24 protein-coding genes are annotated in these 25,920 nt (G+C 62.8%); 13 read left to right on the plus strand and 11 right to left on the minus strand.

What is annotated here, in order from left to right; translation table 11 throughout:
* Positions 1–56: 56 nt before the first annotated feature.
* From xdhB to J2857_RS04500, 3 genes are all read right to left on the minus strand, one after another.
* Entirely contained in the window at positions 57–2,393 is a 2,337-nt protein-coding gene (gene xdhB / locus J2857_RS04490) for a xanthine dehydrogenase molybdopterin binding subunit (RefSeq protein ID WP_210008817.1), read from the minus strand.
* Positions 2,393–3,865: a xanthine dehydrogenase small subunit gene (gene xdhA / locus J2857_RS04495; RefSeq protein WP_210008818.1), complete on the minus strand. Its 1,473-nt coding sequence runs from the start codon at positions 3,863–3,865 to the stop codon at positions 2,393–2,395. Before xdhA ends, xdhB begins: the two co-directional genes overlap by 1 nt.
* Before the next feature lie 71 nt (positions 3,866–3,936).
* Positions 3,937–4,713, minus strand: a complete 777-nt coding sequence (locus J2857_RS04500) for a 3-hydroxybutyrate dehydrogenase (RefSeq protein ID WP_210008819.1) — start codon at positions 4,711–4,713, stop codon at positions 3,937–3,939.
* Between the two features lie 204 nt (positions 4,714–4,917).
* Here J2857_RS04500 and J2857_RS04505 point away from each other — a divergent pair, with 204 nt between their 5' ends.
* The 3 genes from J2857_RS04505 to J2857_RS04515 all read left to right on the plus strand — a co-directional run bounded on the left by J2857_RS04505 (position 4,918) and on the right by J2857_RS04515 (position 8,859).
* Positions 4,918–5,844 carry a manganese catalase family protein gene (locus tag J2857_RS04505; RefSeq protein ID WP_210008820.1) on the plus strand — a complete coding sequence of 309 codons (927 nt, stop codon included), beginning with the start codon at positions 4,918–4,920 and terminating at the stop codon, positions 5,842–5,844.
* A 120-nt stretch (positions 5,845–5,964) separates the two neighbouring features.
* Positions 5,965–7,458 (plus strand): glycerol kinase GlpK, encoded by a 1,494-nt coding sequence (glpK, locus tag J2857_RS04510; protein ID WP_210008821.1) that lies wholly within the window; start codon positions 5,965–5,967, stop codon positions 7,456–7,458.
* A gap of 111 nt (positions 7,459–7,569) precedes the next feature.
* Entirely contained in the window at positions 7,570–8,859 is a 1,290-nt protein-coding gene (locus J2857_RS04515) for a D-alanyl-D-alanine carboxypeptidase (RefSeq protein ID WP_210008822.1), read from the plus strand.
* Between the two features lie 55 nt (positions 8,860–8,914).
* On the opposite strand, the gene J2857_RS04520 is transcribed toward J2857_RS04515, so the two are convergent.
* The 4 genes from J2857_RS04520 to J2857_RS04535 all read right to left on the minus strand — a co-directional run bounded on the left by J2857_RS04520 (position 8,915) and on the right by J2857_RS04535 (position 11,599).
* A complete protein-coding gene (locus tag J2857_RS04520; protein WP_210008823.1) occupies positions 8,915–9,343 on the minus strand; it encodes a VOC family protein in 429 nt (142 codons plus the stop codon).
* 90 nt (positions 9,344–9,433) lie between these two features.
* Positions 9,434–9,904, minus strand: coding sequence for a GFA family protein (locus J2857_RS04525; RefSeq protein WP_210008824.1), 471 nt, complete (start codon positions 9,902–9,904; stop codon positions 9,434–9,436).
* 45 nt (positions 9,905–9,949) lie between these two features.
* Positions 9,950–10,654: a glutathione S-transferase N-terminal domain-containing protein gene (locus J2857_RS04530; RefSeq protein ID WP_210008825.1), complete on the minus strand. Its 705-nt coding sequence runs from the start codon at positions 10,652–10,654 to the stop codon at positions 9,950–9,952.
* Positions 10,655–10,738: 84 nt separating this feature from the next.
* Entirely contained in the window at positions 10,739–11,599 is an 861-nt protein-coding gene (locus J2857_RS04535) for an N-acyl homoserine lactonase family protein (RefSeq protein ID WP_210008826.1), read from the minus strand.
* 135 nt (positions 11,600–11,734) lie between these two features.
* On the opposite strand from J2857_RS04535, the gene J2857_RS04540 reads away from it, so the two are divergent.
* From J2857_RS04540 to J2857_RS04550, 3 genes are all read left to right on the plus strand, one after another.
* Positions 11,735–12,598, plus strand: coding sequence for a helix-turn-helix domain-containing protein (locus tag J2857_RS04540; RefSeq protein ID WP_210008827.1), 864 nt, complete (start codon positions 11,735–11,737; stop codon positions 12,596–12,598).
* 73 nt (positions 12,599–12,671) lie between these two features.
* Entirely contained in the window at positions 12,672–13,061 is a 390-nt protein-coding gene (locus J2857_RS04545; RefSeq protein ID WP_210008828.1) for a YciI family protein, read from the plus strand.
* Positions 13,058–14,311, plus strand: a complete 1,254-nt coding sequence (locus J2857_RS04550; RefSeq protein ID WP_210008829.1) for an RNA polymerase sigma factor — start codon at positions 13,058–13,060, stop codon at positions 14,309–14,311. Before J2857_RS04545 ends, J2857_RS04550 begins: the two co-directional genes overlap by 4 nt.
* Before the next feature lie 108 nt (positions 14,312–14,419).
* Here J2857_RS04550 and J2857_RS04555 read toward each other — a convergent pair whose 3' ends face one another.
* Entirely contained in the window at positions 14,420–14,719 is a 300-nt protein-coding gene (locus J2857_RS04555) for a DUF1905 domain-containing protein (RefSeq protein ID WP_348635656.1), read from the minus strand.
* 149 nt (positions 14,720–14,868) lie between these two features.
* Here J2857_RS04555 and J2857_RS04560 point away from each other — a divergent pair, with 149 nt between their 5' ends.
* Complete coding sequence (locus J2857_RS04560) at positions 14,869–15,339, plus strand: SRPBCC family protein (RefSeq protein ID WP_210008830.1); 471 nt, start codon at positions 14,869–14,871, stop codon at positions 15,337–15,339.
* A gap of 124 nt (positions 15,340–15,463) precedes the next feature.
* Here J2857_RS04560 and J2857_RS04565 read toward each other — a convergent pair whose 3' ends face one another.
* A complete protein-coding gene (locus J2857_RS04565; RefSeq protein ID WP_210008831.1) occupies positions 15,464–16,840 on the minus strand; it encodes a GGDEF domain-containing response regulator in 1,377 nt (458 codons plus the stop codon).
* A 249-nt stretch (positions 16,841–17,089) separates the two neighbouring features.
* On the opposite strand from J2857_RS04565, the gene J2857_RS04570 reads away from it, so the two are divergent.
* The gene (locus J2857_RS04570; protein ID WP_210008832.1) at positions 17,090–18,148 is read left to right on the plus strand and encodes an LLM class flavin-dependent oxidoreductase; all 1,059 of its coding nucleotides are present in this window, start codon (positions 17,090–17,092) and stop codon (positions 18,146–18,148) included.
* 24 nt (positions 18,149–18,172) lie between these two features.
* A complete protein-coding gene (map, locus tag J2857_RS04575) occupies positions 18,173–18,928 on the plus strand; it encodes a type I methionyl aminopeptidase (RefSeq protein ID WP_210008833.1) in 756 nt (251 codons plus the stop codon).
* Between the two features lie 49 nt (positions 18,929–18,977).
* Here the strand turns inward: map and J2857_RS04580 are convergent, their stop codons facing one another.
* Entirely contained in the window at positions 18,978–19,193 is a 216-nt protein-coding gene (locus J2857_RS04580) for a hypothetical protein (protein ID WP_210008834.1), read from the minus strand.
* Positions 19,194–19,394: 201 nt separating this feature from the next.
* Here J2857_RS04580 and J2857_RS04585 point away from each other — a divergent pair, with 201 nt between their 5' ends.
* Positions 19,395–20,576: a YbfB/YjiJ family MFS transporter gene (locus J2857_RS04585; protein ID WP_210008835.1), complete on the plus strand. Its 1,182-nt coding sequence runs from the start codon at positions 19,395–19,397 to the stop codon at positions 20,574–20,576.
* A gap of 125 nt (positions 20,577–20,701) precedes the next feature.
* Entirely contained in the window at positions 20,702–21,982 is a 1,281-nt protein-coding gene (gene sbmA / locus J2857_RS04590) for a peptide antibiotic transporter SbmA (RefSeq protein WP_210008836.1), read from the plus strand.
* Between the two features lie 394 nt (positions 21,983–22,376).
* Here the strand turns inward: sbmA and J2857_RS04595 are convergent, their stop codons facing one another.
* Positions 22,377–23,363 (minus strand): polysaccharide deacetylase, encoded by a 987-nt coding sequence (locus tag J2857_RS04595; protein WP_210008837.1) that lies wholly within the window; start codon positions 23,361–23,363, stop codon positions 22,377–22,379.
* A gap of 266 nt (positions 23,364–23,629) precedes the next feature.
* On the opposite strand from J2857_RS04595, the gene J2857_RS04600 reads away from it, so the two are divergent.
* Both J2857_RS04600 and der read left to right on the plus strand, forming a co-directional pair.
* On the plus strand, positions 23,630–24,301 hold the full coding sequence (locus J2857_RS04600; RefSeq protein ID WP_210008838.1) for a tetratricopeptide repeat protein: 672 nt from the start codon (positions 23,630–23,632) through the stop codon (positions 24,299–24,301).
* A 31-nt stretch (positions 24,302–24,332) separates the two neighbouring features.
* Positions 24,333–25,760, plus strand: coding sequence for a ribosome biogenesis GTPase Der (gene der / locus J2857_RS04605; RefSeq protein ID WP_210008839.1), 1,428 nt, complete (start codon positions 24,333–24,335; stop codon positions 25,758–25,760).
* Positions 25,761–25,920 lie beyond the last annotated feature (160 nt).

The raw sequence follows: 25,920 nt of genomic DNA on the forward strand, positions 1-25,920 counted from the left end.
CCCTTGAGGGGGAGATGCCCGGCAGGGCAGAGGGGGATACGCCGCAAGGGCAGCCATCACATCGCCTTCAGCCGCTCGACTGCCATCAGCACCCGTTCCGGCGTCGCCGGCGCGTCGAGCCTTGGGCAGACCGAATAATCCGCCACGCTCGCCACCGCCATGGACAGTGCCTCGAGCACCGAGATCGCCAGCATGAACGGCGGTTCGCCGACGGCCTTGGAGCGGCCGATGGTCGGTTCGGCGTTTTCGGCCCATTCGGCGAGCTTGACGTTAAAAATCTTCGGCCGGTCGGAGGCGAGCGGGATCTTGTAGGTGGAGGGCGCGTGGGTGCGCAGCCGCCCCTTGGCGTCCCACCACAGTTCCTCGGTGGTCAGCCACCCCATGCCCTGCACGAAGGCGCCTTCCACCTGGCCGATGTCGATCGCCGGGTTGAGCGACTTGCCGACATCGTGGAGGATGTCGGTGCGCTCGATCATGTATTCGCCGGTCAGCGTGTCGATCGATACTTCCGACACCGCCGCGCCATAGGCGAAGTAGTAGAACGGCCGGCCGCGGCCCGCCTTGCGGTCCCAGTGGATGCGCGGCGTCTTGTAGAAGCCGGTGGCCGACAGTTGCACGCGGTCGTAATATGCGGCCCGGACAAAGGTGTCGAAGGGCACGATCTCGCCGCTGATGCGCAGCCGGTTGGGCAGGAATTCGACCTTGTCGCGGCCGACCTTCCATTGCCGCATGGCGAAATCGATCAGCCGTTCCTTGATCTGGCGGGCGGCGTCATAGGCCGCCATGCCGTTGAGGTCGGTGCCGGACGAGGCGGCGGTGGCGGACGTGTTCGGCACCTTGCCCGTGGTCGTCGCGGTGATCTTCACCCGGTCGATATCGACCTGGAACGTATCGGCCACCACCTGCGCCACCTTGGTATAGAGACCCTGGCCCATTTCGGTGCCGCCGTGGTTCAGGTGGATCGAGCCGTCATTGTAGATATGCACCAGCGCGCCCGCCTGATTGTAGGCGGTCATGGTGAAGGAGATGCCGAACTTCACCGGCGTCAGCGCGATGCCCTTGCGGATCACCGGGCTGTGCGAATTGAACTCCATGATCGCCTGCCGGCGGGCCTGGTAGTCCGACGAGGTTTCCAGCTCGTCGACGATGCGGGCGATGATATTGTCCTCGACGTCCTGGTGATAGGGCGTCATCGTCCGGTTCGAACCGCGCTGGCCGTAAAAGTTCAGCTTGCGGATTTCGAGCGGGTCCTTGCCGACCGCATAGGCGATTTCCTCGATGATCCGCTCGCCGCCGAGCATGCCCTGCGGCCCGCCGAAACCGCGAAAGGCGGTGTTGGAGACGGTGTGGGTCTTCAGCGGCTGCGAGGTCAGGCGCACATGCGGGTAGAAATAGCTGGAATCCGCATGGAAGAGGGCGCGGTCGGTGACCGGGCCGGAGAGGTCGGCGGAAAAACCGCAGCGCGCCGCATAGGTCGCATCGACCGCGTGGATGCGGCCTTCCTCATCGAAGGCGACGTCGTAATCGACGCGGAAATCATGCCGCTTGCCGGTGATCGACATATCCTCGTCGCGGTCGGGGCGGAATTTCACCGCCCGCTTCAGCTTCTTGGCCGCGATGGCGGCGAGTGCGGCGAACTGGTTGCCCTGGGTCTCCTTGCCGCCGAAACCGCCGCCCATGCGGCGCGTCTGGACGGTCACCGCATTGTTGGCCACCCCGAGCACATGCGCCACCATGTGCTGAATTTCACTGGGATGCTGGGTGGAGGACCAGACGATCACTTCGTCGTCCTCGCCGGGGATGGCCATGGCGATATGGCTTTCCAGATAAAAATGCTCCTGGCCGCCGATATACATGTGGTTCTGGACGCGCAGCGGCGCGTTTTCGATCTCCGTTTCCGGCTCGCCGCGCTTCAGCGTCATCGGCTCGACGACGTAAGGCGCGCCGTTTTCTCGGGCGCTGTCGATATCGGTCCAGTGAGGCAGGTCGAGGTATTCGATCTTTGCGAGCGTCGCGGCGCGGCGGGCCTGGTCGCGGGTCTCGGCGATGACGGCGAAGACGATCTGGCCGTGGAACTGCACATTGGTCGTCGCCAGCAGCGGCTCATCGTGCTGCCCGGTCGAGGCGACGTCGTTGAAGCCCGGAATGTCCTCGGCGGTGATCACCCAGACGACGCCGGGCGCCGCCTTCACGGCCGAAAGGTCGATCGAAACGATTTCCGCATGCGCCCGGTCGGCAAGCCCGAGGCCGCCGTGCAGCGTACCTGCGGGTTCGGGAATATCGTCGATATATTCGGCGGTTCCGGTGACGTGCTTATGTGCTGAATCATGTTTCAGCGAGGTGTGCATCGGGCCGTTGATGATCGGCTTGTTGTCGAACGTGGTCTTGTCCATCACGCTTCCTCCAGCTCGAACCGGCGCAGTTCCGCAGGCGCGCCGGCGGTTTCCAGGAAGAAGCGGGTGAGCAGGTTCTTGGCGGTAAGGCCGCGGTATTCCGCGGTCGCCCGCCAGTCGGTCAGCGGCTGGTAATCCTCCGCGAAAGCGTCGCGCACGCCCGAGACGGTGGCCCAACTCCAGACCTGACCGAGGAGCGCGTCCTCGACGTGTTTCGCCCGTTTCGGGGTCGCCGCCATGCCGCCGAAGGCGATGCGGATGTTTGCCACATTACCGTCGGCATCGAGCGAAAGGTGGAAGGCGCCGCAGAGCGCCGAGATGTCCTCGTCGCGCCGCTTGGAAATCTTGTAGACGGCGAAATGGCTGCCTTCCGCCAGGCGGGGCACGAAGACCTTCTCGACGAATTCGGTCGGCAGGCGGTCCTGCTTGCCGTAGCTCAGGAAATAATCCTCGAGCGGGATCGTCCGGCGGCCGGAATGGGAGCGCAGCGTCAGTTCGGCGCCGAGCGCGATCAAGGGCGGCGGAGTGTCGCCGATCGGCGAGCCGTTGGCGATATTGCCGCCGATCGTGCCCATGTTGCGCACCTGTTGGCCGCCGATCCGGTCGATCAGCCGGCCGAGCGGCGGGATTTCATCGGAAAGCACGTCGAAAGCCTGGGTGTAGCTGACGCCGGCGCCGATGGTGATGCCCGTCTCGTCCGACGTAATCGACTGCAGTTCGGTCAGGTGGTTGATGAAGATCACCGGATTGAGGAGCCGCATCTGCTTGGTGACCCACAGCCCGACATCGGTGGCGCCGGCAACGATCGTCGCCTCTGGCTCCTCGGCGAGGATATCGGCAAAGGCGGCGACGGAGGCCGGCACGATCGAGCGGGCGCCATCCTTCTCGATGGTGATCGTGTCGTTGCCCGAATGGATGCCCCAGAGTTTTGCCATGATCTGGATGCGGTCGCTTTCCAGCGGATCGAAGAGGGAACTCGGCCGGTTGATGGAGATATGTTCGGCCGCCTTGACGATCGGCTCGTAGCCGGTACAGCGACAGAGATTGCCCTGCAGCGCGCTCTCGATATCGGCGCGCGTCGGGGTGCCGTTCGAGAGCCACAGGCCGTAGAGCGACATCACGAAGCCGGGGGTGCAGAAGCCGCATTGCGAGCCGTGGAAATCGACCATCGCCTGCTGCACCGGGTGCAGCGCGCCGTCGCGGCCGGCCAGATGCTCGACGGTTACCACGTGGGTGCCGTGCAGGGATCCGAGGAACCGGATGCAGGCATTGACGCTTTCGTAGCGCAGGCCATGGTCCGTCAAACGCCCGATCAGCACCGTGCAGGCGCCGCAGTCACCTTCCGCACAGCCTTCCTTGGTACCTGTCAGCCGCCGCCTCAGGCGAAGATAGTCGAGAAGGGTTTCCGTCGGGCCGAAATCGCCAAGGGTGACCTCATCTCCATTCACGATGAAGCGGATGGCTTCGCTCATTTCTCTCCTTCGTCCGCCGTTGCCGGCTCTTGTATTCCGTTACTGGTCCGCCCGGTTGTTGGCGGATTCGGTTACTGGGCGGTCCAGCCGCCGTCTATCGAGATATGCGTCCCGGTAATGCTTCTCGCCGCATCGCTGGCGAGATAGATCGCCGCCTGCGCGACCTCGTCGATCGCCACGAATTCCTTGGTCGCCTGCAGCTTCAGCATCACCTCGGTCTTTACCTGGTCCTCGGTAATGCCGCGCTCGCGGGCGGTATCGGGGATCTGCTTCTCGACCAGCGGCGTCAGCACGTAGCCAGGGCATATCGCATTCACGGTAATCCCGAATTCCGCAAGTTCCAAGGCCGCCGTCTTGGTTAGTCCTAAAATACCATGTTTTGCGGCCACATAGGCGGATTTGAACGGCGATGCGACCAGCGCATGGGCCGACGCCACGTTGATGATGCGACCCTTGCCCGCGGCCTTCATCAGCGGGATCGTATGGCGCATGGTGTGGAAGGCCGACGTCAGCAGGATGGCGATCAGCTGGTCCCACTTTTCCGGCGGAAAATCCTCGATCTTCGCCACATGCTGGATGCCGGCATTGTTGACCAGCACGTCGACCGTGCCGAAATTCTTGACTGCGGTTGCGATGAGGTCTTCGATCTCGGCCGGCCTGGTCATGTCGGCATTGTGATAAAGCACCGTGCCGGCCCCGAGCGCATCGAGTTCCCCGCGGGTCGCTTCGATCGTACCCGCCGGCCCGAAGCCGTTGATGACGACATTGGCGCCTTCGGCCGCAAACGCCTTTGCAACACCGAGCCCGATGCCGCTGGTGGAGCCGGTAACGACGACGGTTCTGCTCATGCCCAAATCTCCCTGCGATCCAGCCTTCCTGGGCGGCGTTCTTGTGCGCCGCAACGATCACGGCAGGTTATGCGCAAATTCCGCGTTCTTGCAATCGGCATCGTCAGGGAAGCCTTGCCGGTCAAAACGGCCCCTAGTCGAAATGGCGAGGAACATTCGAGCGAGTGGCCGGTTGGGCGACATCTCCAACGAAAGGACCACCCAATGTTCATGCGCGTCGACAAGCTGCAAGCGGAACTTCCTGCGCCCAAAAGGGCCGATCCCAATGCGGCCGCTGCCCTCCAGGAGCTCCTGGGCGGCAAATACGGGGAAATGTCCACGCTCGGGAACTACATGTTCCAGAGCTTCAATTTTCGCTCCAAGGAAAAGCTGCGTCCTTTCTACAGCCTTGTGGCCAGCATCACGGCCGAGGAACTCGGCCATGTCGAGCTCGTCAGCAACGGCGTGGCGATGCTCAACAACGGTCCGGACATTCCCGACGGCGATGCCGGCGACGGTGGCGATATTTCCGGAGCGCCTTTCGAGGATATGAAGGACATCCGCCTTGCGGCCGCCTTCCTCTCCGGTGGGGGCGGCGCGATGCCCGTCAACAGCAACGGCGTATCCTGGAACAACGACTTCATCACCACGACGGGCAATATCGTGGTCGATCTGCTCCACAATTTCCACCTGGAATGCGGTGCGCGTCTTCACAAGCTGCGTGTCTATGAAACGCTTTCCGACCCCACCGGCCGTGAAGTCTGCGGATACCTTCTCGTTCGTGGCTCGGTCCACGCGCACGCTTATGCGCTGGCACTCGAAAAGGTCACCGGCGTCGACATCAAGAAGTTCCTGCCGACCCCGAACATCCCGCTCGGCAATATCCCGGAATGCCAGAAGTATCTGGACGAGGGATCGCATCGTCGCCTCTACACCTTCAGCCCGGGCGATTACAAGGAAATGGCGGGCATCTGGGGCAATGGCGAAGTCGCCCTGCCGCTTGATCCTCCGGGCGAGCTCGAGGTGATCGACGGCATGCCCGAGGGCGGCAAGATCCATCAGCTTGTCGGAGTTCCCTCCGCCTTCACGCCGGACTACGCGCCGGAGGAAATGTTCGAGATCGCCGAGAAGCTTTACAAAAAATCGCGTTGATTCCTGCTGAGAGGGGCACGCAGGCTGCGTGTCCCTTTGAAGGCCTGCCATTTCCGTTGACCCTTTCCGCTCCTTCTGCTCAAACCGTGCGGGCGCATTGCATGAACGGGGAGGAGCGGCATGGCGGGTTATATTCTGGCGATCGATCAGGGGACGACCTCGACGCGGGCGATCGTTTTCGATGGCGATATGCGGATCGCCGGGATCGGCCAGAAGGAATTCACCCAGATTTTTCCGAAATCCGGCTGGGTCGAGCATGATCCGGAGGAAATCTGGGAAACCGTTCTCTGGGCCGTCAAGCAGGCACTCAACGAAGCCAAGCTCAAGGCGTCCGATATCGCCGCGATCGGTATCACCAACCAGCGCGAGACGGTGGTGGTCTGGGAACGCGACAGCGGCAAGCCGATCCACAATGCCATCGTCTGGCAGGACCGGCGTACCGCCAGCTATTGCGAAAAGCTGAAACGGCAGGACCTCGAAAAGCTGTTCACCCGCCGCACCGGCCTGCTGCTCGACCCTTATTTCTCCGGCACCAAGCTTTCCTGGATGCTTGCCAATGTGAAGGGCGCGCGGGCGAGGGCGGCCAAGGGCGAGCTCTGCTTCGGAACGATCGACACGTTCCTGATCTGGCGCCTGACCGGCGGCAAAAGCTTCGTCACCGATGCGACCAACGCCTCGCGCACCCTCATCTACAACATCGCCGATAACCGCTGGGACGAAGACCTGCTGGAGATCCTGCGCATCCCCGCTGCGATGCTGCCGGAGGTCAAGGATTGCGCCGACGAGTTCGGTATCACCGACGAGAGCCTGTTCGGCGCGGCGATCCCTATCCTCGGCGTTGCCGGCGACCAGCAGGCGGCAACGATCGGCCAGGCCTGTTTCGAACCGGGCATGATGAAATCCACCTACGGCACCGGCTGCTTCGCGGTGCTCAATACCGGCGCCGACATGGTGCGTTCCAAGAACCGGCTGCTCACCACCATCGCCTATCGCCTCAACGGCGAGACGACCTATGCGCTGGAGGGCTCGATCTTCATCGCCGGTGCCGCCGTTCAATGGCTGCGCGATGGTCTCGGCATCATCGAAAGAGCTTCCCAAACCGGGGAGCTGGCGGAGGAAGCCGATCCTCAGCAGGAGGTTTACCTGGTGCCCGCTTTCACGGGGCTCGGTGCGCCCTACTGGGATGCGGAGGCACGCGGCGCGATGTTCGGCCTCACGCGTGCGACCGGTCCTGCGGAAATCTGCCGCGCTGCGCTGGAGGCGGTCTGCTACCAGACCCGCGACCTCTACGATGCGATGCAGAAGGACTGGCGCAATTCCAATGGCAGTACGGTGCTGCGCGTCGATGGCGGCATGGTCGCCTCCGACTGGACGATGCAGCGGCTCGCCGATCTGATCGACGCGCCCGTCGACCGGCCGACCATCCTTGAGACGACGGCGCTCGGGGCCGCCTGGCTGGCCGGCTCGAAGGCGGGCGTCTGGCCGGACCAAAAGGCCTTCGCGAAAAGCTGGGCGAGACAGCGGCGATTCGAGCCGCAGATGGACGAAAAGACCCGTACTTCCAAGCTTCGCGGCTGGAAGGATGCCGTCAGGAGAACGCTGACAAATGCGTAACCCCTTATTTTCGATTAACCATTTATCGAAAATTAGAATCAAATGCGAAGCGCGTCATTTTCGCACCATGTTCGTTGCCTTATCTTCGCCGGCGACTTAGAGAGGGCGGGCATGTTTCGAATTCAGCAGATTTTGGCTTTCCTCTTGGTGCTTGGCGCCTCCCTGGCGATCAGCCGCGTTCCGGCCGAGGCCGGCTACGCCCATTTCATCTATGATGTGAAGAGCGGCAAGGTTCTGGCGTCGGAGAATGCCGACGAGATCAACCATCCGGCATCACTCACCAAGATGATGACGCTCTACATGACCTTCGAGGCGCTGCGCGAGGGCCGCCTGAAATGGGACCAGGACATCCCCGTGACGCCGAATGCGGCGTCCAAGATTCCCTCCAAGCTCGGTGTGCCCGCCGGCCGGACAATTACCGTGCGAGAGGCCGTCAACGGCATGATCGTGCGCTCGGCCAATGACGCGGCTGCAACGATGGGCGATTATCTCGGCGGTTCGGAAGACCGTTTCGGGGAGATGATGACCAGGAAGGCGCGAGCGCTCGGCATGAGCCGCACCGTGTTCCGCAATGCGTCCGGCCTGCCGGATGGCTCCCAGGTGACCACGGCGCGCGACATGGCCCAGCTGGCTCTTGCGCTCATCCGCGACTTTCCCCGGGAATACCAGCTGTTTTCGGCCAGGAACATGGAGTTCCGCGGCAAGCGCCTGCGCGGCCACAACAACCTCATGTATCGTTATCCCGGCATGGACGGCGTCAAGACCGGCTTTACCAACGCTTCCGGCTACAATATCGCCAGCGCCGTCACCATCGACGGCCGGCGGGTGATCGGCGTGGTCATGGGCGGCAAGACCGCCCGCAAGCGCGACGACCAGATGGCGGCGCTTCTCGACCAGTATGTGCCGGGCAACAACAATGCCGCATCCGGCGGCCTTGTCGCCTACGAGACACAGAAGCGGCCGGCCGAAGACACGATGCCGCTCGCCTTTGCGACGCCTTCGCCGCGCAAGGAAATCACCCTCGGCGTTACGCCGAAGGCGGCGCTCGCCAATCTCTACGCAGCGCCTCCGAATGCCGTTCCTCAGACCGCGCCAATCCCGACCGCCCCGTCCCGGGTTGCGTCATCTCAGACGACGGCGCCCCAACAGCCGGCGAGCTCGGTCTGGCGCATCCAGATCGCTGCGGCCGCCAGCCGCGATCAGGCATCCGCGCTGCTCGAAAAGGCAGTGCCGGTGCTCGCCCAAGGGTATGGCCGCGTCACGCCGAGCGTCGAAAGTTCTGCCGACGGCGGCAGGCAGATCTTCCGCGCACGCTTCGTCGGTTTTGCGGATGGCGATTCAGCCACGCGGGCCTGCTCGGCCCTGCAGGCCAAGGCGATCAACTGCTTCGTGGTGCGATAGGCCGGTAAAGTCCGCCGCCGGATCACCGGTGACGTGCTGGTTTTCGTGGACGGGGTCAGCCCTTCACCGGAGCATTCATCGCCCAGGCGACGCCGAAGGGATCACGCACCTGGCCGTAGCGGTCGCCCCAGAACATGACCTGCAGCTCCGTCTCCACCGCCATGCCGGCATCGAGCGCGCGTTTCCACCAGAAATCGATGTCGTCGACCGGCAGCATCATGGTGAAGGCCTGCGGCTTTTCGAGCGGGTGCCCGTAGTCCGGATAGGGGTCGCAGAGCATCACCGAGCTGCCGTTGATATAGAGATGAATGTGCATGGTGCGGCCCTGGTCGTCCACCGGATGAAAGGATGCGATCTCGGCGCCGAGGGCCTGTCTGTAATATTCCGCGGCCTTCATCGCGCCATCGAGCTGAAGATAGGCGACCACGCCGCCGCGGACAGGTGAAGCTACCTGGTTGTCGTTCGTCTTTGCACTCGTATCCATGATTTTCCTCCTGTTCGGATCGTTTGCGTCCATGGCGGACGATGCAAGGACGGACGGGGGGAGGCGATGCCGACAGGGTGGACTAGAAAATTAGTCCCGGCCGGCAAATTCCTTGACCAGTCCCTCATAGGCCTCCATTGGCGGAAAAGTCTCGTAGGAATGCACGGCCGGAGTGTTCGCCCAGGGCAGTTTTTCGGACGTGTAGGTTTCGATGAAGGGCACGAACCATTGCGGGTCATCGAGCATGGTCGGGCGCAGGTTGACGAACCAGTCCATGCCAACCGGCTTCGTGAACATCCAGCTCTTGCAATGCGGGCAGTGGTAGTGGTCGGCGTCGCTGCCATGCAGGCCGCCGATCACCGGTTCGCCCCCGGTCACCTCGAACCCTTCAGAGGGGATCGCGGCGGAGAGCGAGAAGGCGCTGGCGCTCATCTTCTGGCAGCCGGTACAGTGGCAGGCCATGGTCAGGATCGGCGGCGCGCTGATCTTCAGGCGCACCTGCCCGCAGCGGCATCCACCTTGCATGGGGAGATCTGGCATGGGGAGAGTGGGTCTTGGCATTTTTACCTCCATCTCCCCATGATTTAGGGCCGCTGCGGAATTTGATCAGGCCGGACGCTTGGGGATATCCAGGCCGCGCTGGACCGCAGGTCGTGCCAGCGCCCGTTCCAGCCATTCCGGCACGCGCTTCAACTGGTCGTATTCGACCAGTTCGCCGGCGCCGTAAAAGCCGACCAGGTTGCGCACCCAGCCGATCATGGCGATGTCGGCGATCGAATATTCGCCCATGATCCAGTCGCGGCCTTCGAGCCGGGTTTCGATGACGCGGATGATGCGGTGCGATTCCTTGGCGTAGCGGTCGCGCGGGCGCTTGTCCTCGATGTCCTTGCCGGCGAATTTGTGGAAGAAGCCGAGCTGGCCGAACATCGGCCCGACGCCCGCCATCTGGAACATCACCCACTGGATCGTCTCGTAGCGCGTGGCCGGATCGGACGACAGCAGCTTGCCGGTCTTTTCGGCGAGATAGATCAGGATCGCGCCCGACTCGAACAGCGCCAGCGGCTTGTCGCCAGGGCCATGCGGATCGAGGATCGCCGGGATCTTGCCGTTCGGGTTGAGCTCCAGATATTCCGGCCCCCAGGTCTCGTCGGCGCCGATATTGATGAAATGCGGCTCGTAGGGCAGGCCGATCTCTTCGAGCATGATCGACACTTTCACGCCGTTCGGCGTCGGCGTCGAATAGAGCTGCAGAACGTCCGGGTTTTCGGCGGGCCATTTGGACGTGATCGGGAAGGCGGACAGATCGGCCATAGGGGATTCCTTGGGAGGTGGAGATTTTGTTCCCGCAGAATATAGCCACCGGCGCGCGATGCGCCAGTGGCGATCTCATCGAAGTCAGCGAGCGCTGGCCGGGAAGGCGGGCAGTTTTTTGATGTCGTCGGCGTCGTGCTGGATGATCAACTTTGCGTTCAGTTGCTTGGCGATCCCGTTCATGCGCTCCATCGAGGCGAGGCTTTCGGCCCGGTCGATGTTGAAGGGCGGCACGCCGTTGTTTCCGATCTGCTCCTCGAAATGCACCACGTCGCCGGAGAGCAGCACCGGTCCGCTCTGCGGCAATTTGACGAGCAGCGCGGTCTCGCCCTTGGTGTGTCCGGGCATGGCCAGCATCATCACCGAACCGTCGCCGAACACGTCGCGATCACCCGAGACCGGGTCGATCTTCGCCTTGCCGTCCATCCAGGGCTGAACGAGCGCCGGCATGACTCCGAAGGGCAGAGGATTTTCGTGCAGGCTTTCCCAGTCGCCGGCACCGATCATCAGCGTTGCCTTCGCGAACGTTGCCGCCTGGCCGATATGGTCGAAGTGGTTGTGGCTGATGCCGACGATGCCGATCTGGTCCGGCTTGATGCCGATCTTTGCGAGCTGCGTCGGGATGTCGACGCTCAGCGACGGTGCCAGCGGCTGTGAGAGGTCCGGCGCCTTGCCGATCAATGCCGCCGGCAGGCCGGTATCCCAGAGAAGGTAATCGGCGCCGTGGCGGATCACGTAGCAGCTGTCGGTCAGGGTACGGCTTTCGCCTTTATAGGCGAACGTATCGGAAAAGCTCGACAGGTCCTTGACCACGACCGAGCCGCAATCGAGCCGCCACAGTTCGAGATCGGCTGCCGCTTGGGCGGAGCCGGACAGGGCGAGGAGGCCGAAGCCTGCGGCCAGAATGGAAGCGCCAAGGGTGGAAAGAGTGGCTGAGGTCTTCATCAAAAGTCTCCTGCGTTGAAGCCACTGCCTTCTGCCTGCTTTCCGTGCTCCGCCAGGGCCGGATTTTTGCCGGGTTGAGCCCGAAACGCTCGCTTTGGGTATTTTTCGACTGACATCCTCCGCTATAGTGCGGCCATGAACCTGATCGTCACCCAGCACCTGCCCGATCTTTCCCGCCGCCTGCTCGACCGCCTGCGCCCGATGGTGGCGGGGCGGCTGAAGCCAGGCATGAACGCCTATGCGGAGCAGCTGCTCATCTATTGCTGTTTCGACCGGGAGAAGGTGAAGGCGCTGGAGCTCGAAGATCCGATGATCGGCATCGTGCTCTACGGCCAGAAGGAAATCTGGCTCGGCGACCGGACGCATGCCTTCCCGCCAGGCTCTGTCTTCGTCCTGCCGGGCAAGGTACCGATGGATGTCGTCAACATTCCCGACGAGACGACCGGGTTCTACGTCGCGCTGCGCCTCGACGTTCCGTCGCTGCCGGAGGGGATTGCTCCGCTTTCGGCAACGGAACGACTGGAAGGCGGCGAGGCGGGTTCGTTCGGCGTGCCGCTCGGCGAAGATCTCGTGGAAGCGCTCTGCCATGCGGCGGCGGCGGTTACCGACGGGGCAGTCAGCGAGACGATCAAGCGCCTGAAGCTGACCGAGGTCCTGGCGCTGCTCAGATCCCTGCCGGAGGCGCGGGCGCTGTTTCGCCAGAGCCTTTCCGAAGAGGTCGCATGGCTGATCGCCACCGCACCCTCCGAGCCCTGGAGCGTGTCCGACATGGCGGGAGAGCTCGGTATCGGCGCCTCGACGCTGCGCCGTCATCTCACGGCGGAAGGCACGTCCTTTCGCGCCATCCTGCGCCGCGAGCGCCTGAAGGCGGCTCACAGTGCCATTGCCTCGGGAGCCTCCAGCATCGCCGCGGCGGAGGCGGCCGGTTACGCCTCGCGGTCGCATTTCTCCCGCCGTTTCCGCGAGACATTCGGCACCAGTCCGACCGGTCGGGCCTGATCCATCAAAAACTTGCTGCGCCCTGTCGGCACCCGCGCTAATCCTTCGTCTTCATTAGGAGAAGGAGCTACGCATGCTTTACGCCATCCTTTGCTACGCCCATGAGGAAACCGTCTTCGCCTGGTCCAAGGAGGAAGAGGAAGCCGTCATGGCAAAGCTCATCGCGGTGCAGACGCCCTACGCCCAGGCCGGCAAGCTCGGTCCGGTCGGACGGCTGATGCCGACGACTGCCGCCACCACCGTGCGCAAGGGCAAGGACGAACCGCTGGTGCTCGACGGGCCGTTTGCGGAAACCAAGGAAGTGCTGCTCGGTTTCTACACGCTCGAGGCCGAGACGCTGGAAGAGGCGGTCGCCTTCTCGAAGGAGCTTTCGGCGGTCAATCCGGGCTCCAGCTCCTATGAAATCCGGCCCTTCCTCGTCTTCCATCCCAGCGAGATCAAACATAGCGAGGCCAAGACATGACAGATATTGCCTGGATCGAGCTTGCGCTGACGGCGGCCCGGCCGCAGGCGCTCGGTGCGCTCCTTCGTTATTTCCGCGATCTCGATACCGCGGAAGAGGCCTTTCAGGAAGCGTGCCTGCGCGCGATCCGGACCTGGCCGGAAAAGGGGCCGCCGCGCGACCCGGCAGCATGGCTGATCTTCGTCGGCCGCAACAGCGGCATCGACGTGGTCCGCAAGCGTTCCAGGAACGATCCATTGCCGGAGGAGGAGGCCTTCTCCGATCTGTCCGATGCCGAGGGCGACATGGCCGACCGGCTCGACAATTCCCATTACCGCGACGACATTCTCAGGCTGATGTTCATCTGCTGCCATCCGGACCTGCCGGCGACCCAGCAGATCGCGCTGGCGCTCCGGATCGTCTCGGGCCTCAGCGTGGCGCAGATCGCCCGGGCCTTCCTCGTCGGCGACAGCGCGATGGAGCAGCGCATCACCCGTGCCAAGGCGCGCGTCGCCAAGGCCGGCGTGCCGTTCGAGACGCCGGGGCCGGCGGAACGGGCTGAGCGGCTCGGCATCGTGTCAGCGATGATCTATCTGGTCTTCAACGAGGGCTATTCCGCCGGGATTACCAACAAGGACAGCGCGGCATTCTGCGACGAGGCGATCCGGCTTGCCCGGCTCCTCCTGCGCATCTTCCCGGCCGAGCCGGAGATCATGGGCCTCCTGGCGCTGATGCTGCTGCAGCATTCGCGTGCCGGAACGCGTATCGACAAGGACGGCCAGATCGTGCTGCTCGAGGACCAGGACCGCAGCCGCTGGGACAGCAAGCTGATCAACGAGGCCTTAGCGCTGCTCGACAAGGCGATCCGCCACCGCAAGCCCGGTCCCTACCAGGTCCAGGCGGCGATCTCGGCGCTGCATGCCCGTGCACCGACGCCGAAGGATACGGACTGGCAGGAGATCACAATGCTCTATAGCCTTCTGGAACGCATCCAGCCGTCGCCGGTGGTGACGCTCAACAAGGCCGTCGCAGTCTCGAAACTCGAAGGACCGGAGGCGGCGCTTGAGATGATCGCACCGCTTGCCGAAAAGCTCGACGGCTATTTCTATTTTCACGGGGTCAAGGGCGGGCTGATGATGCAGGCCGGCCACAGAAACGGGGCCCGCGAAGCCTTCGACCGGGCGATCGCGCTCGCCAACTCGCCCGCCGAATGCGCCCATATCCGCCAGCAGATCGACAAGCTCGGCGCGGTGACGCCGCCGGCGGTGTAGAGGCGGTAATCGTATATTGGGCTGCCCCCCATCCCGGCTTGCCTCGATCACCGGCGGCGAGTGGGGAGAGGGTTAGGGTAAAGGGCAACCGCAGATACAATGCCCCTGCTACCGCCGCGGCGGGCGAAGCGTCATCTCCACGGCAATCGTATCGCCCGCCGTAATTCCGGTCTTTTTCCGCACCGCGTCCTTGAGGGGCAGCAGATAGGTGTCGTCCTTCGGAAACAGCGAGGTGTAGAACGGGACACCGCCGATCGTCGCATCGACGGCGATCACGCCCCAACCGTAACTCAAAAGCTTGGACAACCGCCTGATCTCCTCGGCATGGTCCAGGGGGAGCGGTGCGAAGAAGTATGGCGACGGGCCGCGCCAGTGGATGACGTCAGCCTCAAACCTGAACTCGCTCACCGATCCTCTCCCGACGCCTGCCTCCGGCTTCAGATTATTTGCCGCATATCCCGAAAAATTTCCATGATGCTTGTCGGTTATCGTGCTAGCCGCGCGTCCTAAGTTCAACATCGGATGAGATGCTTTTTGAAAATCGAGGGAGACCGCCAATGACCGCCAATACCGCCAAATACGCATTGCAGATCGTTCGCGAAATGGACGTTCCGGCCGACAAGCTCTACAAGGCCTGGACCACACCGGAACGGATGGGCGAATGGTTCTGCCCGCAGCCGTGGAAGGTGACCGAAGCCAGGGTGGACGTTCGTGCCGGCGGCTCGAGCTTCATCCTGATGGAAGGGCCGAACGGCGAGCAGATCCCCAATTACGGAATCTATCTGGAAGTCGTGCCGAACAAGAAGCTGGTCTTCACTGATGCCTATACCAGCGCCTGGGTGCCGTCGGAAAAGCCGTTCATGACCGCGGTCGTCGAATTCGAAGACCTCGGCAACGGCCGCACGAAATACACGGCGACGGCCTATCACTGGTCCGAGGAAGACAAGCAGGCCCACGAACAGATGGGCTTCACGGTCGGCTGGGGCATCGTTGCCGACCAGCTGGAAGAAGTCGCCAAAACCTTCTGAAGCAAGATCCCCTGCCGCCCGGGCCAAGCTCGGGCGGCCTGACATTCGTCTTGAGGCGCTTTCGGGATCGATTCAAAAGGCTCCCGGAAGTCTTTGAAAATGGGTTCGAATTCCGTTTGGCAAGTCACCGAGTGCCGGGGCGCCGGGTCACTGACCGGGTCACTGAGGTACGGGATTCTTGCGGCTGAGGGATCAGCGCTTCCGGTATCGTCAGGCTCGAATAGACACGGTTACGGCCGTTCTTTTTGGCCATGTAGAGAAGCTGGTCGGCGGCGTTGAGTTGGTTTTCGAAAGTCTCGCGCTCCTCCATTTCCATGACGCCGATCGAGATCGTCACCGAAATGTTCTTCTCATGCAGCGGAATGTTCGTGGCCTGGATGCTGGCGCGTATCTGTTCGCAGAACGAATGGGCCTGGAAGGCGTTGGTTTCCTTCATGTAGATCGCGAACTCCTCACCGCCGAGGCGGGCGGTGAGATACCGGCTGTCGGCGGTCATCTCCTTCAGGACACCGGCAAGCCGCTTCAGCACCTGGTCGCCGGCTTCATGGCCGTAGGTGTCGTTGACCGACTTGAAATGGTCGATGTCGAGGATCGCAACCGCGTCGTTTGCCGGTGCGGGTTGAAGGGGCGGGTTCTTCTCGAAGAAGAAGCGGCGATTTGCCAGCCCCGTCAAATGGTCTCGCTCCGCCAGGTAACGCAGCCGCTTCAGCTGGGTCAGCGTCTCGACATTGTTGTCGATGCGGCATTGCAGCTCTTCCGGAACGAAGGGACGGTAGATGAAATCCGACGCGCCGGCCTTCAGGAAGCTTGCGGAAAGGCCGCGGTCGGACGAGGACGAAACGCCGACGATGCGCAGTTCGTCCGACGGCCGGGTTGCGCGAATACGCCTCGTCAGCTCGTGTCCGTTCATGTCGGGCATGTTGTAGTCGGTGATGACCAGTTCGATCGATGGGTTGTCGGCGAGCATGTCCAGCGCCTCCTGGCCGGAAAGCGCTTCGAGGACACGGAAGTTCTGCCGCTGCATGAGCTCGACCAGACCGGAGCGGGCCCATTTCGCGTCATCGACGACGAGAACGGAAAAGGCGCTGTTGGTCAGGATGCGGTTCACGGTCCTGACGACCGTATCGACCGTCCTGTTGTCGCTTTTGACGATATAGTCGATGATCTTCCGCTCGGTATAGCGGATGGTGCTCTCCGTCTCGGAGGTCGCCGTGAAGACGATTGTCGGAACCGCGTATTCGGCAAGCAGGGCAAGGATCTCGCCGTTGGGCGCGTCAGGCAGGTTGAGGCCGGTCAGGGCCAGGGTGAACTTCTGCTCCGCCAGCAGCATGCGGGCTTGAGCCAGGCTCGCGCAGCAAAAGGTCCTGCCGGCAGTCTCCCGCTCGAGCCGCTGCCGTAGCAGAGCCGAAAGGGCGGCGGAATCCTCGACAATAAGGATGTCATTCGATGATTGCAGGTTCGGCACGTCCAGGTCCGGCCGATTTCCGTTGCTGTCATCCATTTGATTTGCCTAAATTAATGTTCCTGTTGGCCGGGAAGATTATTCCGGATGCATTACCATTTTCTTATAATCTAAACCTAGATTTGTGCCCAAAATCTCGTAGTCCCGTGACGGTTGCCAAATCAGGGGGCAGGCGATGCCTGTCGCCCCACCTATCCATTCCATCGAACGTTCTCTTCGAAAGAATAGCATTTGCGCCAAACGTGCCCGATAACTATCTGACGGGCATCAACGAATGGATTTTGCAAGATGGAACTCGGGCTTCATACTTTTGGCGATGTCGATGCCGCAGCGCTGGACAAGGGCGCGGAAGGCGCAAGGCGGATCAAGGATCTGCTGGAGGAGATCGCGCTTGCCGATCAGGTGGGGCTCGACGTGTTCGGGCTCGGCGAACACCACCGCCCCGACTATGTGGTTTCGTCGCCCTCCACCGTGCTTGCAGCGGCTGCCGCGATCACCAAAAACATCCGGCTGACCAGCGCCGTCTCGGTTTTGTCGTCCGACGATCCGGTGCGGGTTTTCCAGCAGTTTTCGACCGTCGATCTGATTTCGAACGGTAGAGCGGAGATCATGGCGGGCCGCGGTTCGTTCATCGAGTCCTATCCGCTGTTCGGCTACGACCTCGGCGACTACGACGAGCTGTTCACCGAAAAGCTGGACCTGCTGCTCGCCATCCGCGACGAGGAGATCGTCACCTGGCAGGGCCAGAAGCGCGCGCCGATCAACGGCCGCGGTGTCTATCCGCGCCCGCTGCAGAAGGAACTGCCGATCTGGATCGCCGTTGGCGGCACGCCGCAATCGGTGGCGCGGGCAGGGGCCATGGGCCTGCCGCTCGCGGTCGCCATCATCGGCGGCGAATATCCGCGTTTCGCGCCGTTCTTCAACCTCTACCGCGAGGCGGCCCGCCGCGCCGGCCAGGATCCGGCCAAGCTGAAGACCAGCATCAACGTGCACGGCTTTATCGCCGATACGACGCAGGCCGCCGCCGACCAATTCTACGGCCCGCAGGCGGAGGTGATGAACCGCATCGGCCGCGAGCGTGGCTGGGGCCCGACCAACCGGGCGCATTTCGACGAGGCGCGCTCGACGCTCGGCAATCTCTTCCTCGGCGAGCCGGAACTGGTGGCCGAAAAGATCATCGCCGCTCACGGGGTATTCGGCATGGACCGGTTTCTGCTGCAGATGGCGATCGGCCCGATGCCGCATGACCAGGTGATGCGCGGCATCGAGCTCTACGGCACGAAAGTCGCTCCGATTGTCAGAAAAGAATTGACGGGCACGGCCGATGGCGCGAAACCGGCCGCCTGATCAAGTTAGGACGTAAAGCAGACCATGGTTATCTCCACCGACGACGAACTGGCCAAGCTGAAGGATATCGGCAGGCTTTGCGCGCAGGCGATGGAGATGATGGCAAAGGCGCTGGAGCCAGGCATCACCACCCGCGAGCTTGACGCGATCGGCCGCAAGTTCCTTGAGGAAAACGGCGCTCAATCGGCGCCGGAGACCTGCTACCAGTTTCCCGGCGCCACCTGCATCAGCGTCAACGAGGAAGTCGCGCACGGCATTCCGGGCGACCGGGTGATCCAGGCGGGCGACCTCGTCAACATCGACGTTTCTGCGGTCAAGAACGGTTTCTTCGGCGATACCGGCGCGTCCTACGCCGTGCCGCCGGTGAAGCGCGAAATCGAAAAGCTTTGCCGCGACGGCCGCCGGGCGCTGTGGACCGGGCTGCAGCAGGTGAAGGCCGGCAAGCCGCTTTCCGGCATCGGCAATGCGATCGGAACCTTCGCCAAGAAGAACCGCTATACGCTGATCACCAATCTTTCGAGCCACGGCATCGGGCTGACACTGCATGACGAGCCGAAGGAAATCCCGACCTGGCCGGACCGCCACGAGACGCGCTCGATGGAAGACGGACTGGTCTTCACCGTCGAGCCGTTCCTGTCACTCGGCGCCAACTGGGCCGAGGACGGCGGCAACGGCGATCCGTGGACGCTTTACAGCGACCCCAAGGCACCCACCGTGCAATACGAGCACACGATCGTCGCGACCCGCAACGGGCCGCTGATCCTGACGCTTGCGGATTGAGCGAAGACTTCTGCCGCTACGGAAAAATGCTGCCGTTACGGCAGATCGGTTAGTTGTGCTTGTTGCCGCCGGACACGGCATCGACCCGACGATAGAAGGCATCTGTGCGCTCGGTCTGAAGGTTTCCAAGCATCTGGCGTGTATGGACGCGAGCCGCGCTCTGCAGCAATTGTGCAAAAGCGGCGTAACCGACGGCGTCGGCCTGGCGAAGCTGGGTGATCAACGGATCGACGAGTACTTCGGATAGGGTCAGGTCATGTTCCATGCGCATGCCTCCGCGCCCCGATGGCGATGCCTCAGAGATTGGCTCGCTTTCATGTCAGCAGCAAGACGATTTCGGTAGTGCGCTGCACCAATTCGTCGCGGCATATGCACGATCGCGTGTATACGATCGATCATTCCGGTGCATCGCAGCGATGAAAATTCCTCATTTGCCGCAGCCGGTTGCGGCTGCGATAACCGTGCCATGCTGCAGATCAATACCAACTACTCGCACCGCCCCTTGCTGATCGGTTTCGCCGGCTCCATCGCCATGGCGGCGGCGATGGGTTTCGGGCGTTTCTTCTACACGCCGATCCTGCCCGGGATGATGACCGGCATTCCGCTTTCGGCGGCCGATGCCGGTTATATCGCGGCCGGCAATTTCGCCGGCTATCTCGCCGGTGCCATCCTGTCGGCCTATGGCTGGGCGGCCGGGCGCGAGCGCAAGGTGGCACTCGGCGGGCTTCTGGCGACTGCGATCCTGCTCGCTGCCATGGCCGCGACGGATTCGGTCTTCGCCTTCACCATCATCCGCTTTCTCGCCGGCCTTGCGAGCGCGCTGGCGATGATCTTCACCTCGTCGATCGTGCTGCCCTATGCGGTCGGCCGCGACAACGTGAACGTCCTGCATTTCGGCGGCGTCGGGCTCGGCATCGCGCTTTCCTCCGCACTGGTCTTCGCCGTCAACGCGATGGCCGGCGACGGCGCGCACGGCTGGCGGGTGAACTGGCTCGCCGGTGCGGCAATCGTGCTCCTCGTGCTCGCAGCCGTTGCGTGGATCCTGCCGAAACAGGCGATCGGCACCGGCTCGGTGGTCGAGCCGCCGCTTGTGTGGCGCCGGCCGCTGGTGCTGCTCACCGCCTCCTACGGCCTGTTCGGCTTCGGCTACGTGATCACGGCGACCTTCCTCGTCACCATCGCGCGGATGGGGAATGCCGGCCCGATCGTCGAATTCCTCGCCTGGTTCCTGACCGGCTCGGCCGCTGCCGTCTCGCTCATCCTCTGGCGGCCGGCGGTCAACCGCTTCGGGCTTGCCAAGGCCTATACGGCGGCGCTTGCCCTGCAGATGGTCGGCGTGCTGGGGTCGGTCATGCTGCCGCCGACGGCGGGAGCGCTTGTCGGCGGTCTGTTGCTTGGCGTCACCTTCATGGTGATCACCGCCTATGGATTGCAGATCGGCCGAAGACTCTCGCCGGAGAGCCCGCGCCGGGCGCTCGCCTCCGCTACCGCCGCCTTCGGCACCGGCCAGATCATCGGCCCGCTCGTGGCCGGCTGGATCGCCGAAGCAAGCGGCGGCAGTTTTGCCGCCCCGACGCTGATCGCGGCGGTGGCGCTCGTCGTCTGCGTTCTGCTCGCGCTGCCGGTTGCGCGCAGCGCCTGCGAATAATCCCACGGTTACAATTACGTAACCAAGGAGCGCGGCCATTGCCGCCTTCTTGGAACTGCCTTAGTTTCCGGTTCAATAGTCGTTCCGACATCCCGTCGACTCGAACTCAGGAAAGCCCAAGCTCCGTGTTCCAATCCTTCTTTCCCCGTCCGCAGCTGTTTTTCACGTCGGCCGCGATCTGGATGCTCCTCTGCATCATCGTCTGGTACACTGTCGGTCCTCAGCTCGGAGCCGCCGTCGGGCTTCCGCCGCTTGCTCCGGGCGAAACGCCGCCGGTTGGGCTTGCCTATTTCTTCACGCCGGACAATCTTTGGTTTTATCTATACTTTACGATCTTCGTGCTGATCTTCGGGGGGATATGGAAGATCATAGCTAGGGATCATCCCTGGACGAACTGGTCGATCTGGGGTTCGGCGTTCATCGTCTTCATCGCCTATTTCGCAGTGCAGGTGTCGGTTGCAATCAACAACTGGCGCGGACCATTTTTCGACCTCTTCCAGCAGGCTTTGTCCAAGCAGGGGGGCGTGACGGCGGGGCAGCTCTATGCGCTGCAGCTCAACTTCCTCGAAATCGGCATGGTCGGCGTGGTTCTCAACGTCATAACGGCATTCTTCACCAACCATTACGTCTTTCGCTGGCGCACCGCCATGAACGACTACTACATGTCCATGTGGCCGAAGCTGCGCCACATCGAAGGTGCCTCGCAGCGTGTGCAGGAAGACACGATGCGCTTTGCCAATATCCTGGAAGGGCTCGGCGTAACGCTCATCAACTCGGTCATGACGCTGGTCGTCTTCCTGCCGCTGCTCTTCCGTATGTCTGAACAGGTCGGCGACCTGCCGGTGATCGGCGCCGTTCCGCATGCGCTCTTCTGGCTGGCAATCATCTGGTCGCTGTTCGGCACCGTGCTTCTGGCAGTGGCAGGCATCAAGCTGCCGGGCCTGCAGTTCCGCAACCAGCGCGTCGAGGCGGCGTACCGCAAGGAGCTGGTCTACGGCGAGGACCATGCGGACCGCGCCCAGCCCGTCACCGTGCGCGAGCTTTTCGTCAATGTGCGGCGTAACTATTTCCGCATGTACTGGCATTACTGCTACTTCAACATCGCACGTTACACCTATGGCCAAATCGATGCGATCTTCCTGAACTTCATCCTCATTCCGACCATCGTGGCCGGTCGCATCACCATGGGAGCCTGGCAGCAGATCGCCACCGCCTTCGGCGAGGTCAGCAATTCGTTCCAGTATCTCGTGAACTACTGGTCGACGATCATCGAACTGCTCTCCATCCACAAGCGCCTCAAGGCCTTCGAAGCGGCCATCGACGATCAGCCGCTGCCGGCCATCGACCAGCATTACCTGGAGCGTGAAGCCGAGGCCGGCGAGATTGCGGCTGACCGGCCGTATTGATCGCCGTTCGAAGGCAAGCAGTGTTGGCCACGCCGGACGTATTGTCCGGCGCGGTTCTTGTTCGGGAATGGGGCAGGCGGGGTATTTCGGGATATTGGGTATTCAGGCTTTCCGCCTGCCCCGACCGTTTCCTGCAGTTTCCGGGAGTTGTCAGTTCCCGTTCCACTACGTTCGACAACCATCACCGGAAACCGGGGTCCGAAAACCCTGAGGAGGACGCCGGTTCGCGAACCCGGTTTCCCATCCGATGACGGGGTGATTATGGGGCGGGTTCGGAAGGCGGGGATGGATGGGGAAATGAATGCGGCTAAAGACTTGGTTGGGTTGGATGTGTTTTTCACGGGCGCGGAAAATCGTCCCCGGCAAAGCCTAAATTCTCAGGCCCGCCTCAACCCTAAAGCCCCGACGCCATTTGCGGTTTCTCCCGCTCGCGGATCAGCCTGATCGCCTCCGAATAACTCACGCAGGCAACGTCGTCTTTCACACAGACCTCCGTCACCAGCCGTTCCATCGCCCGCCAATAGGCGCCGCCGTTCATTTCGACGAAATGCAGGCCGATCTGGAGGGGGATGCGGTCGCCGTCATACTCCTTGTCGAAGGCGGCCCTGAAGGCGGAATAGGCGCGTTCCTCGAATTCGGCGGAGCTGCTCGGATTGTCGATGCCGCCGGAATGGCGGATGAAGAGGTTGTAGTCCATGGCGATGATCGGCCGATTGGACGGGCCTTCGGGAATGAGCGGCAGGCCGAAGCGGATGAGGCCGCCCTTTTCCTCAGGCATGGCCGGCCCCTTGGTGACGAGGCTGGCGTCATAGCGGATGCCGGCTTTGCGTTCGGCTTCGACCAGGCCGGGACTGGTGGAAAAATAGGGAGCGCGGAAGCCTCCGATCCCGGTCGCGACGAAATCCTTCCAGCCGGCTGGTTCCTCCGATCCGGCGCCGGCCGCCTTCCACGCATTGGTCAGCACATCGTGGAAGGTGTCGAACTCGGCGGTCCAATCGGCTGCCGTCCAGTCCTTGCCGTCGAAATGGCCGCAGGTGTGGCTGGAAATATCGTGACCTTCGAGATGCGCCTGCCAGACGTGGCCGAGCCTTTCGCGGGCCTCAGCTGCCGTTTGGGCAAAGCCGATATTCGATTTGCCCGGCTTCTCGTTCGGCCCCTGATAGCTTCTGGCATTGGCGCGCTCGATCACAAGCGTGCAGGAGAGGAAATAGGTGAAATGGGCATTGGAGCGCCTGGCGAGATCGCGGCTGCGCTGCCACAGATTGTTGGCACCGGCGCCGTCGAAGGAGACCATCACCAGCTGTTTCGACTTGTCGGCGGCATCTGCCGCGACTGGGGCGGCGAGAAGACAGAGGGCGAGGGGAAGGGCAAGCGGACGCATCGGGTACCTGAATCATGGCAAAGGGCAGCCGGCTTTGTGGCTGCTGAATAAGGCAAAGCTTTGAGCGGTTTGGTTTAAGTGCGGATTCCTGCCGAAAGGCCGCCAACGGGCGCTCCCGGGCGGGTGTTTTTCGATTCACGCTTGCCGTCTTTGCAAAACCGGTGCCCACTTTTGCGCGACAGGAGTTAAGGGGGGCCTTACATCTCCGGGAAAATAGGCTAGAAGGCGCTTTTCCGCATGATGGGCCGGTTGGGCCGGAGACTTTGATGGCGCAGGACGACGACAGTTTTATTCGCGAAGTGAACGAGGAACTTCGCTCAGATCAGTTCAGGGGTGCATGGCAGCGTTACGGCAGGGTCGTGATCGCGGTCGCCGTGCTGATCGTCGTCGGTACGGCCGCCTATCGCGGTTACGAATACTGGGACACGCATAATTCCTCGCAGTCCGGCGATCGGTTCCTGGCGGCGCTGAAGCTTGCCTCGGAAAACAAGAACGACGAGGCGCTGGCCGCCTTCGACGCGCTCGAGAAGACCGGCACCGGCGCCTATCCCGTGCTCGCCAAGCTGCGTGCCGGTTCGGTGCAGCAGACCAAGGGCGATGTGGCCGGGGCGATCGCCACCTTCTCGGCAGTCGGCAAGGACAACGCAGCGCCGCAGGCGATGCGCGACCTCGCCCGGATGCGCGCCGCCTGGCTGCTGATCGACAACGGCACCTATGAACAGGTGGCCGCCGAAGTGCAGCCGATGGCGGTGCCCGCCAATCCGCTTGCCAATTCCGCCCGCGAGGCGCTTGGTCTTGCCGCTTACAAGGCCGGCAACTTCGCGCAGGCCAAGGAATGGTTCCAGCAGATCGCCAATGATGCCTCTGCGCCGCGCAACGTCGCCAACCGCGCGCAGATCATGCTCGACAACATCGCCTCTTCAGGCAAGGCGCCCTGACGGTTTTCGCCCAGGGCTTTAAGGATACAGAATGAGCTTCACCGTCGCCATCGTCGGACGCCCGAATGTCGGCAAGTCCACGCTTTTCAATCGCCTGGTTGGAAAGAAGCTGGCGCTTGTCGACGACACGCCGGGCGTCACCCGCGACCGCCGTCCGGGCGACGCGAAGCTCATCGACCTGAAATTCACGATCATCGATACCGCCGGTCTCGAAGAGGCAGGCCCCGAAACGCTCGAAGGCCGCATGCGCGCCCAGACCGAGGCCGCGGTCGACGATGCCGACCTGACGCTGTTCGTGGTCGATGCCAAGTTTGGCCTGACTCCGCTCGACAAAACCTTTGGCGAGTTGCTGCGCCGCAGCGGCAAGCCGGTCGTGCTGGTCGCCAACAAGTCGGAAGCGCGCGGTTCCGACGCCGGTTTCTACGATGCCTATACGTTGGGCTTGGGCGAACCGGTGCCGATCTCGGCCGAACACGGCCAGGGCATGATCGACCTGCGCGACGCGATCGTCGAAGCGCTTGGCGAGGAGCGGGCGTTTCCGGAACACGATGATGAGGCGGAGACCAATATCGACGTCCGGGATTCCGATTTTGCGGACGAGGACGAGGGCGAGGCCGAGCCGGAATATGACGAGACCAAGCCGCTGCGCGTCGCCATCATCGGCCGCCCGAATGCCGGCAAGTCGACCCTGATCAACCGCTTCCTCGGCGAGGACCGGCTGTTGACCGGCCCGGAAGCCGGCATCACCCGTGACAGCATTTCCGTCGAGTGGGAGTGGCGCGGCCGCACCATCAAGATGTTCGACACCGCCGGCATGCGCAAGAAGGCACGCGTCCAGGAAAAGCTCGAAAAGCTGTCGGTGGCGGATTCGCTCAGGTCGATCCGGTTTGCCGAAACTGTCGTCATCGTCTTCGATGCCACCATTCCCTTCGAAAAGCAGGACCTGCAGCTCGTCGACCTGGTGCTGCGCGAAGGCCGCGCCGCGGTGCTCGCCTTCAACAAGTGGGATCTCGTCGAGGATACGCAGGCGGTGCTGGCCGACCTGCGCGAAAAGACCGAGCGGCTGCTGCCGCAGGCGCGAGGCCTGCGCGCCGTGCCGATTTCAGGCCAGACGGGCTACGGGCTCGACAAGCTGATGCAGAACATCATCGACACCGACAAGGTGTGGAACAAGCGCATCTCGACCGCCAGGCTCAACCGCTGGCTCGACGGCGTGCAGACCCAGCATCCGCCACCGGCCGTCTCCGGCCGCCGCCTGAAGCTCAAGTACATGACCCAGGTGAAAGCGCGCCCGCCGGCCTTCATGGTCTCTTGCACCAGGCCCGACGCGCTGCCGGAAAGCTATGTCCGCTACCTGATCAACGGTTTGCGCGCCGATTTCGATATTCCGGGCGTGCCGATCCGCATGCATTTCAAGGCGGGTGAGAACCCGTTCGAGGGACGCAAGAAGAAGCGGTAGAGGTTACATCCGCCTGTGTGGGAACGGGGCGGTGCCTCTGGCCGATCTCCCCCCTTGAGGGGGAGATGCCCGGCAGGGCAGAGGGGGTGACCTCTCCGCATATTCTTCAACGATTGTATTTGCCGCACCCTCGCTGCCCCCCTCTGTCACTTTCGTGACA

It is taken from the genome of Neorhizobium galegae (assembly GCF_017877055.1).
GTDB classification, from domain to species: domain Bacteria; phylum Pseudomonadota; class Alphaproteobacteria; order Rhizobiales; family Rhizobiaceae; genus Neorhizobium; species Neorhizobium galegae_D.

What these genes read in the sequence shown, in the direction of transcription:
- xdhB (WP_210008817.1), bottom strand. Translation starts at nt 2,393, where the DNA reads ATGGACAAGACCACGTTCGACAACAAGCCGATCATCAACGGCCCGATG.
- xdhA (WP_210008818.1), bottom strand. Translation starts at nt 3,865, where the DNA reads ATGAGCGAAGCCATCCGCTTCATCGTGAATGGAGATGAGGTCACCCTT.
- J2857_RS04500 (WP_210008819.1), bottom strand. Translation starts at nt 4,713, where the DNA reads ATGAGCAGAACCGTCGTCGTTACCGGCTCCACCAGCGGCATCGGGCTC.
- J2857_RS04505 (WP_210008820.1), top strand. Translation starts at nt 4,918, where the DNA reads ATGTTCATGCGCGTCGACAAGCTGCAAGCGGAACTTCCTGCGCCCAAA.
- glpK (WP_210008821.1), top strand. Translation starts at nt 5,965, where the DNA reads ATGGCGGGTTATATTCTGGCGATCGATCAGGGGACGACCTCGACGCGG.
- J2857_RS04515 (WP_210008822.1), top strand. Translation starts at nt 7,570, where the DNA reads ATGTTTCGAATTCAGCAGATTTTGGCTTTCCTCTTGGTGCTTGGCGCC.
- J2857_RS04520 (WP_210008823.1), bottom strand. Translation starts at nt 9,343, where the DNA reads ATGGATACGAGTGCAAAGACGAACGACAACCAGGTAGCTTCACCTGTC.
- J2857_RS04525 (WP_210008824.1), bottom strand. Translation starts at nt 9,904, where the DNA reads ATGCCAAGACCCACTCTCCCCATGCCAGATCTCCCCATGCAAGGTGGA.
- J2857_RS04530 (WP_210008825.1), bottom strand. Translation starts at nt 10,654, where the DNA reads ATGGCCGATCTGTCCGCCTTCCCGATCACGTCCAAATGGCCCGCCGAA.
- J2857_RS04535 (WP_210008826.1), bottom strand. Translation starts at nt 11,599, where the DNA reads ATGAAGACCTCAGCCACTCTTTCCACCCTTGGCGCTTCCATTCTGGCC.
- J2857_RS04540 (WP_210008827.1), top strand. Translation starts at nt 11,735, where the DNA reads ATGAACCTGATCGTCACCCAGCACCTGCCCGATCTTTCCCGCCGCCTG.
- J2857_RS04545 (WP_210008828.1), top strand. Translation starts at nt 12,672, where the DNA reads ATGCTTTACGCCATCCTTTGCTACGCCCATGAGGAAACCGTCTTCGCC.
- J2857_RS04550 (WP_210008829.1), top strand. Translation starts at nt 13,058, where the DNA reads ATGACAGATATTGCCTGGATCGAGCTTGCGCTGACGGCGGCCCGGCCG.
- J2857_RS04560 (WP_210008830.1), top strand. Translation starts at nt 14,869, where the DNA reads ATGACCGCCAATACCGCCAAATACGCATTGCAGATCGTTCGCGAAATG.
- J2857_RS04565 (WP_210008831.1), bottom strand. Translation starts at nt 16,840, where the DNA reads ATGGATGACAGCAACGGAAATCGGCCGGACCTGGACGTGCCGAACCTG.
- J2857_RS04570 (WP_210008832.1), top strand. Translation starts at nt 17,090, where the DNA reads ATGGAACTCGGGCTTCATACTTTTGGCGATGTCGATGCCGCAGCGCTG.
- map (WP_210008833.1), top strand. Translation starts at nt 18,173, where the DNA reads ATGGTTATCTCCACCGACGACGAACTGGCCAAGCTGAAGGATATCGGC.
- J2857_RS04580 (WP_210008834.1), bottom strand. Translation starts at nt 19,193, where the DNA reads ATGGAACATGACCTGACCCTATCCGAAGTACTCGTCGATCCGTTGATC.
- J2857_RS04585 (WP_210008835.1), top strand. Translation starts at nt 19,395, where the DNA reads ATGCTGCAGATCAATACCAACTACTCGCACCGCCCCTTGCTGATCGGT.
- J2857_RS04595 (WP_210008837.1), bottom strand. Translation starts at nt 23,363, where the DNA reads ATGCGTCCGCTTGCCCTTCCCCTCGCCCTCTGTCTTCTCGCCGCCCCA.
- J2857_RS04600 (WP_210008838.1), top strand. Translation starts at nt 23,630, where the DNA reads ATGGCGCAGGACGACGACAGTTTTATTCGCGAAGTGAACGAGGAACTT.
- der (WP_210008839.1), top strand. Translation starts at nt 24,333, where the DNA reads ATGAGCTTCACCGTCGCCATCGTCGGACGCCCGAATGTCGGCAAGTCC.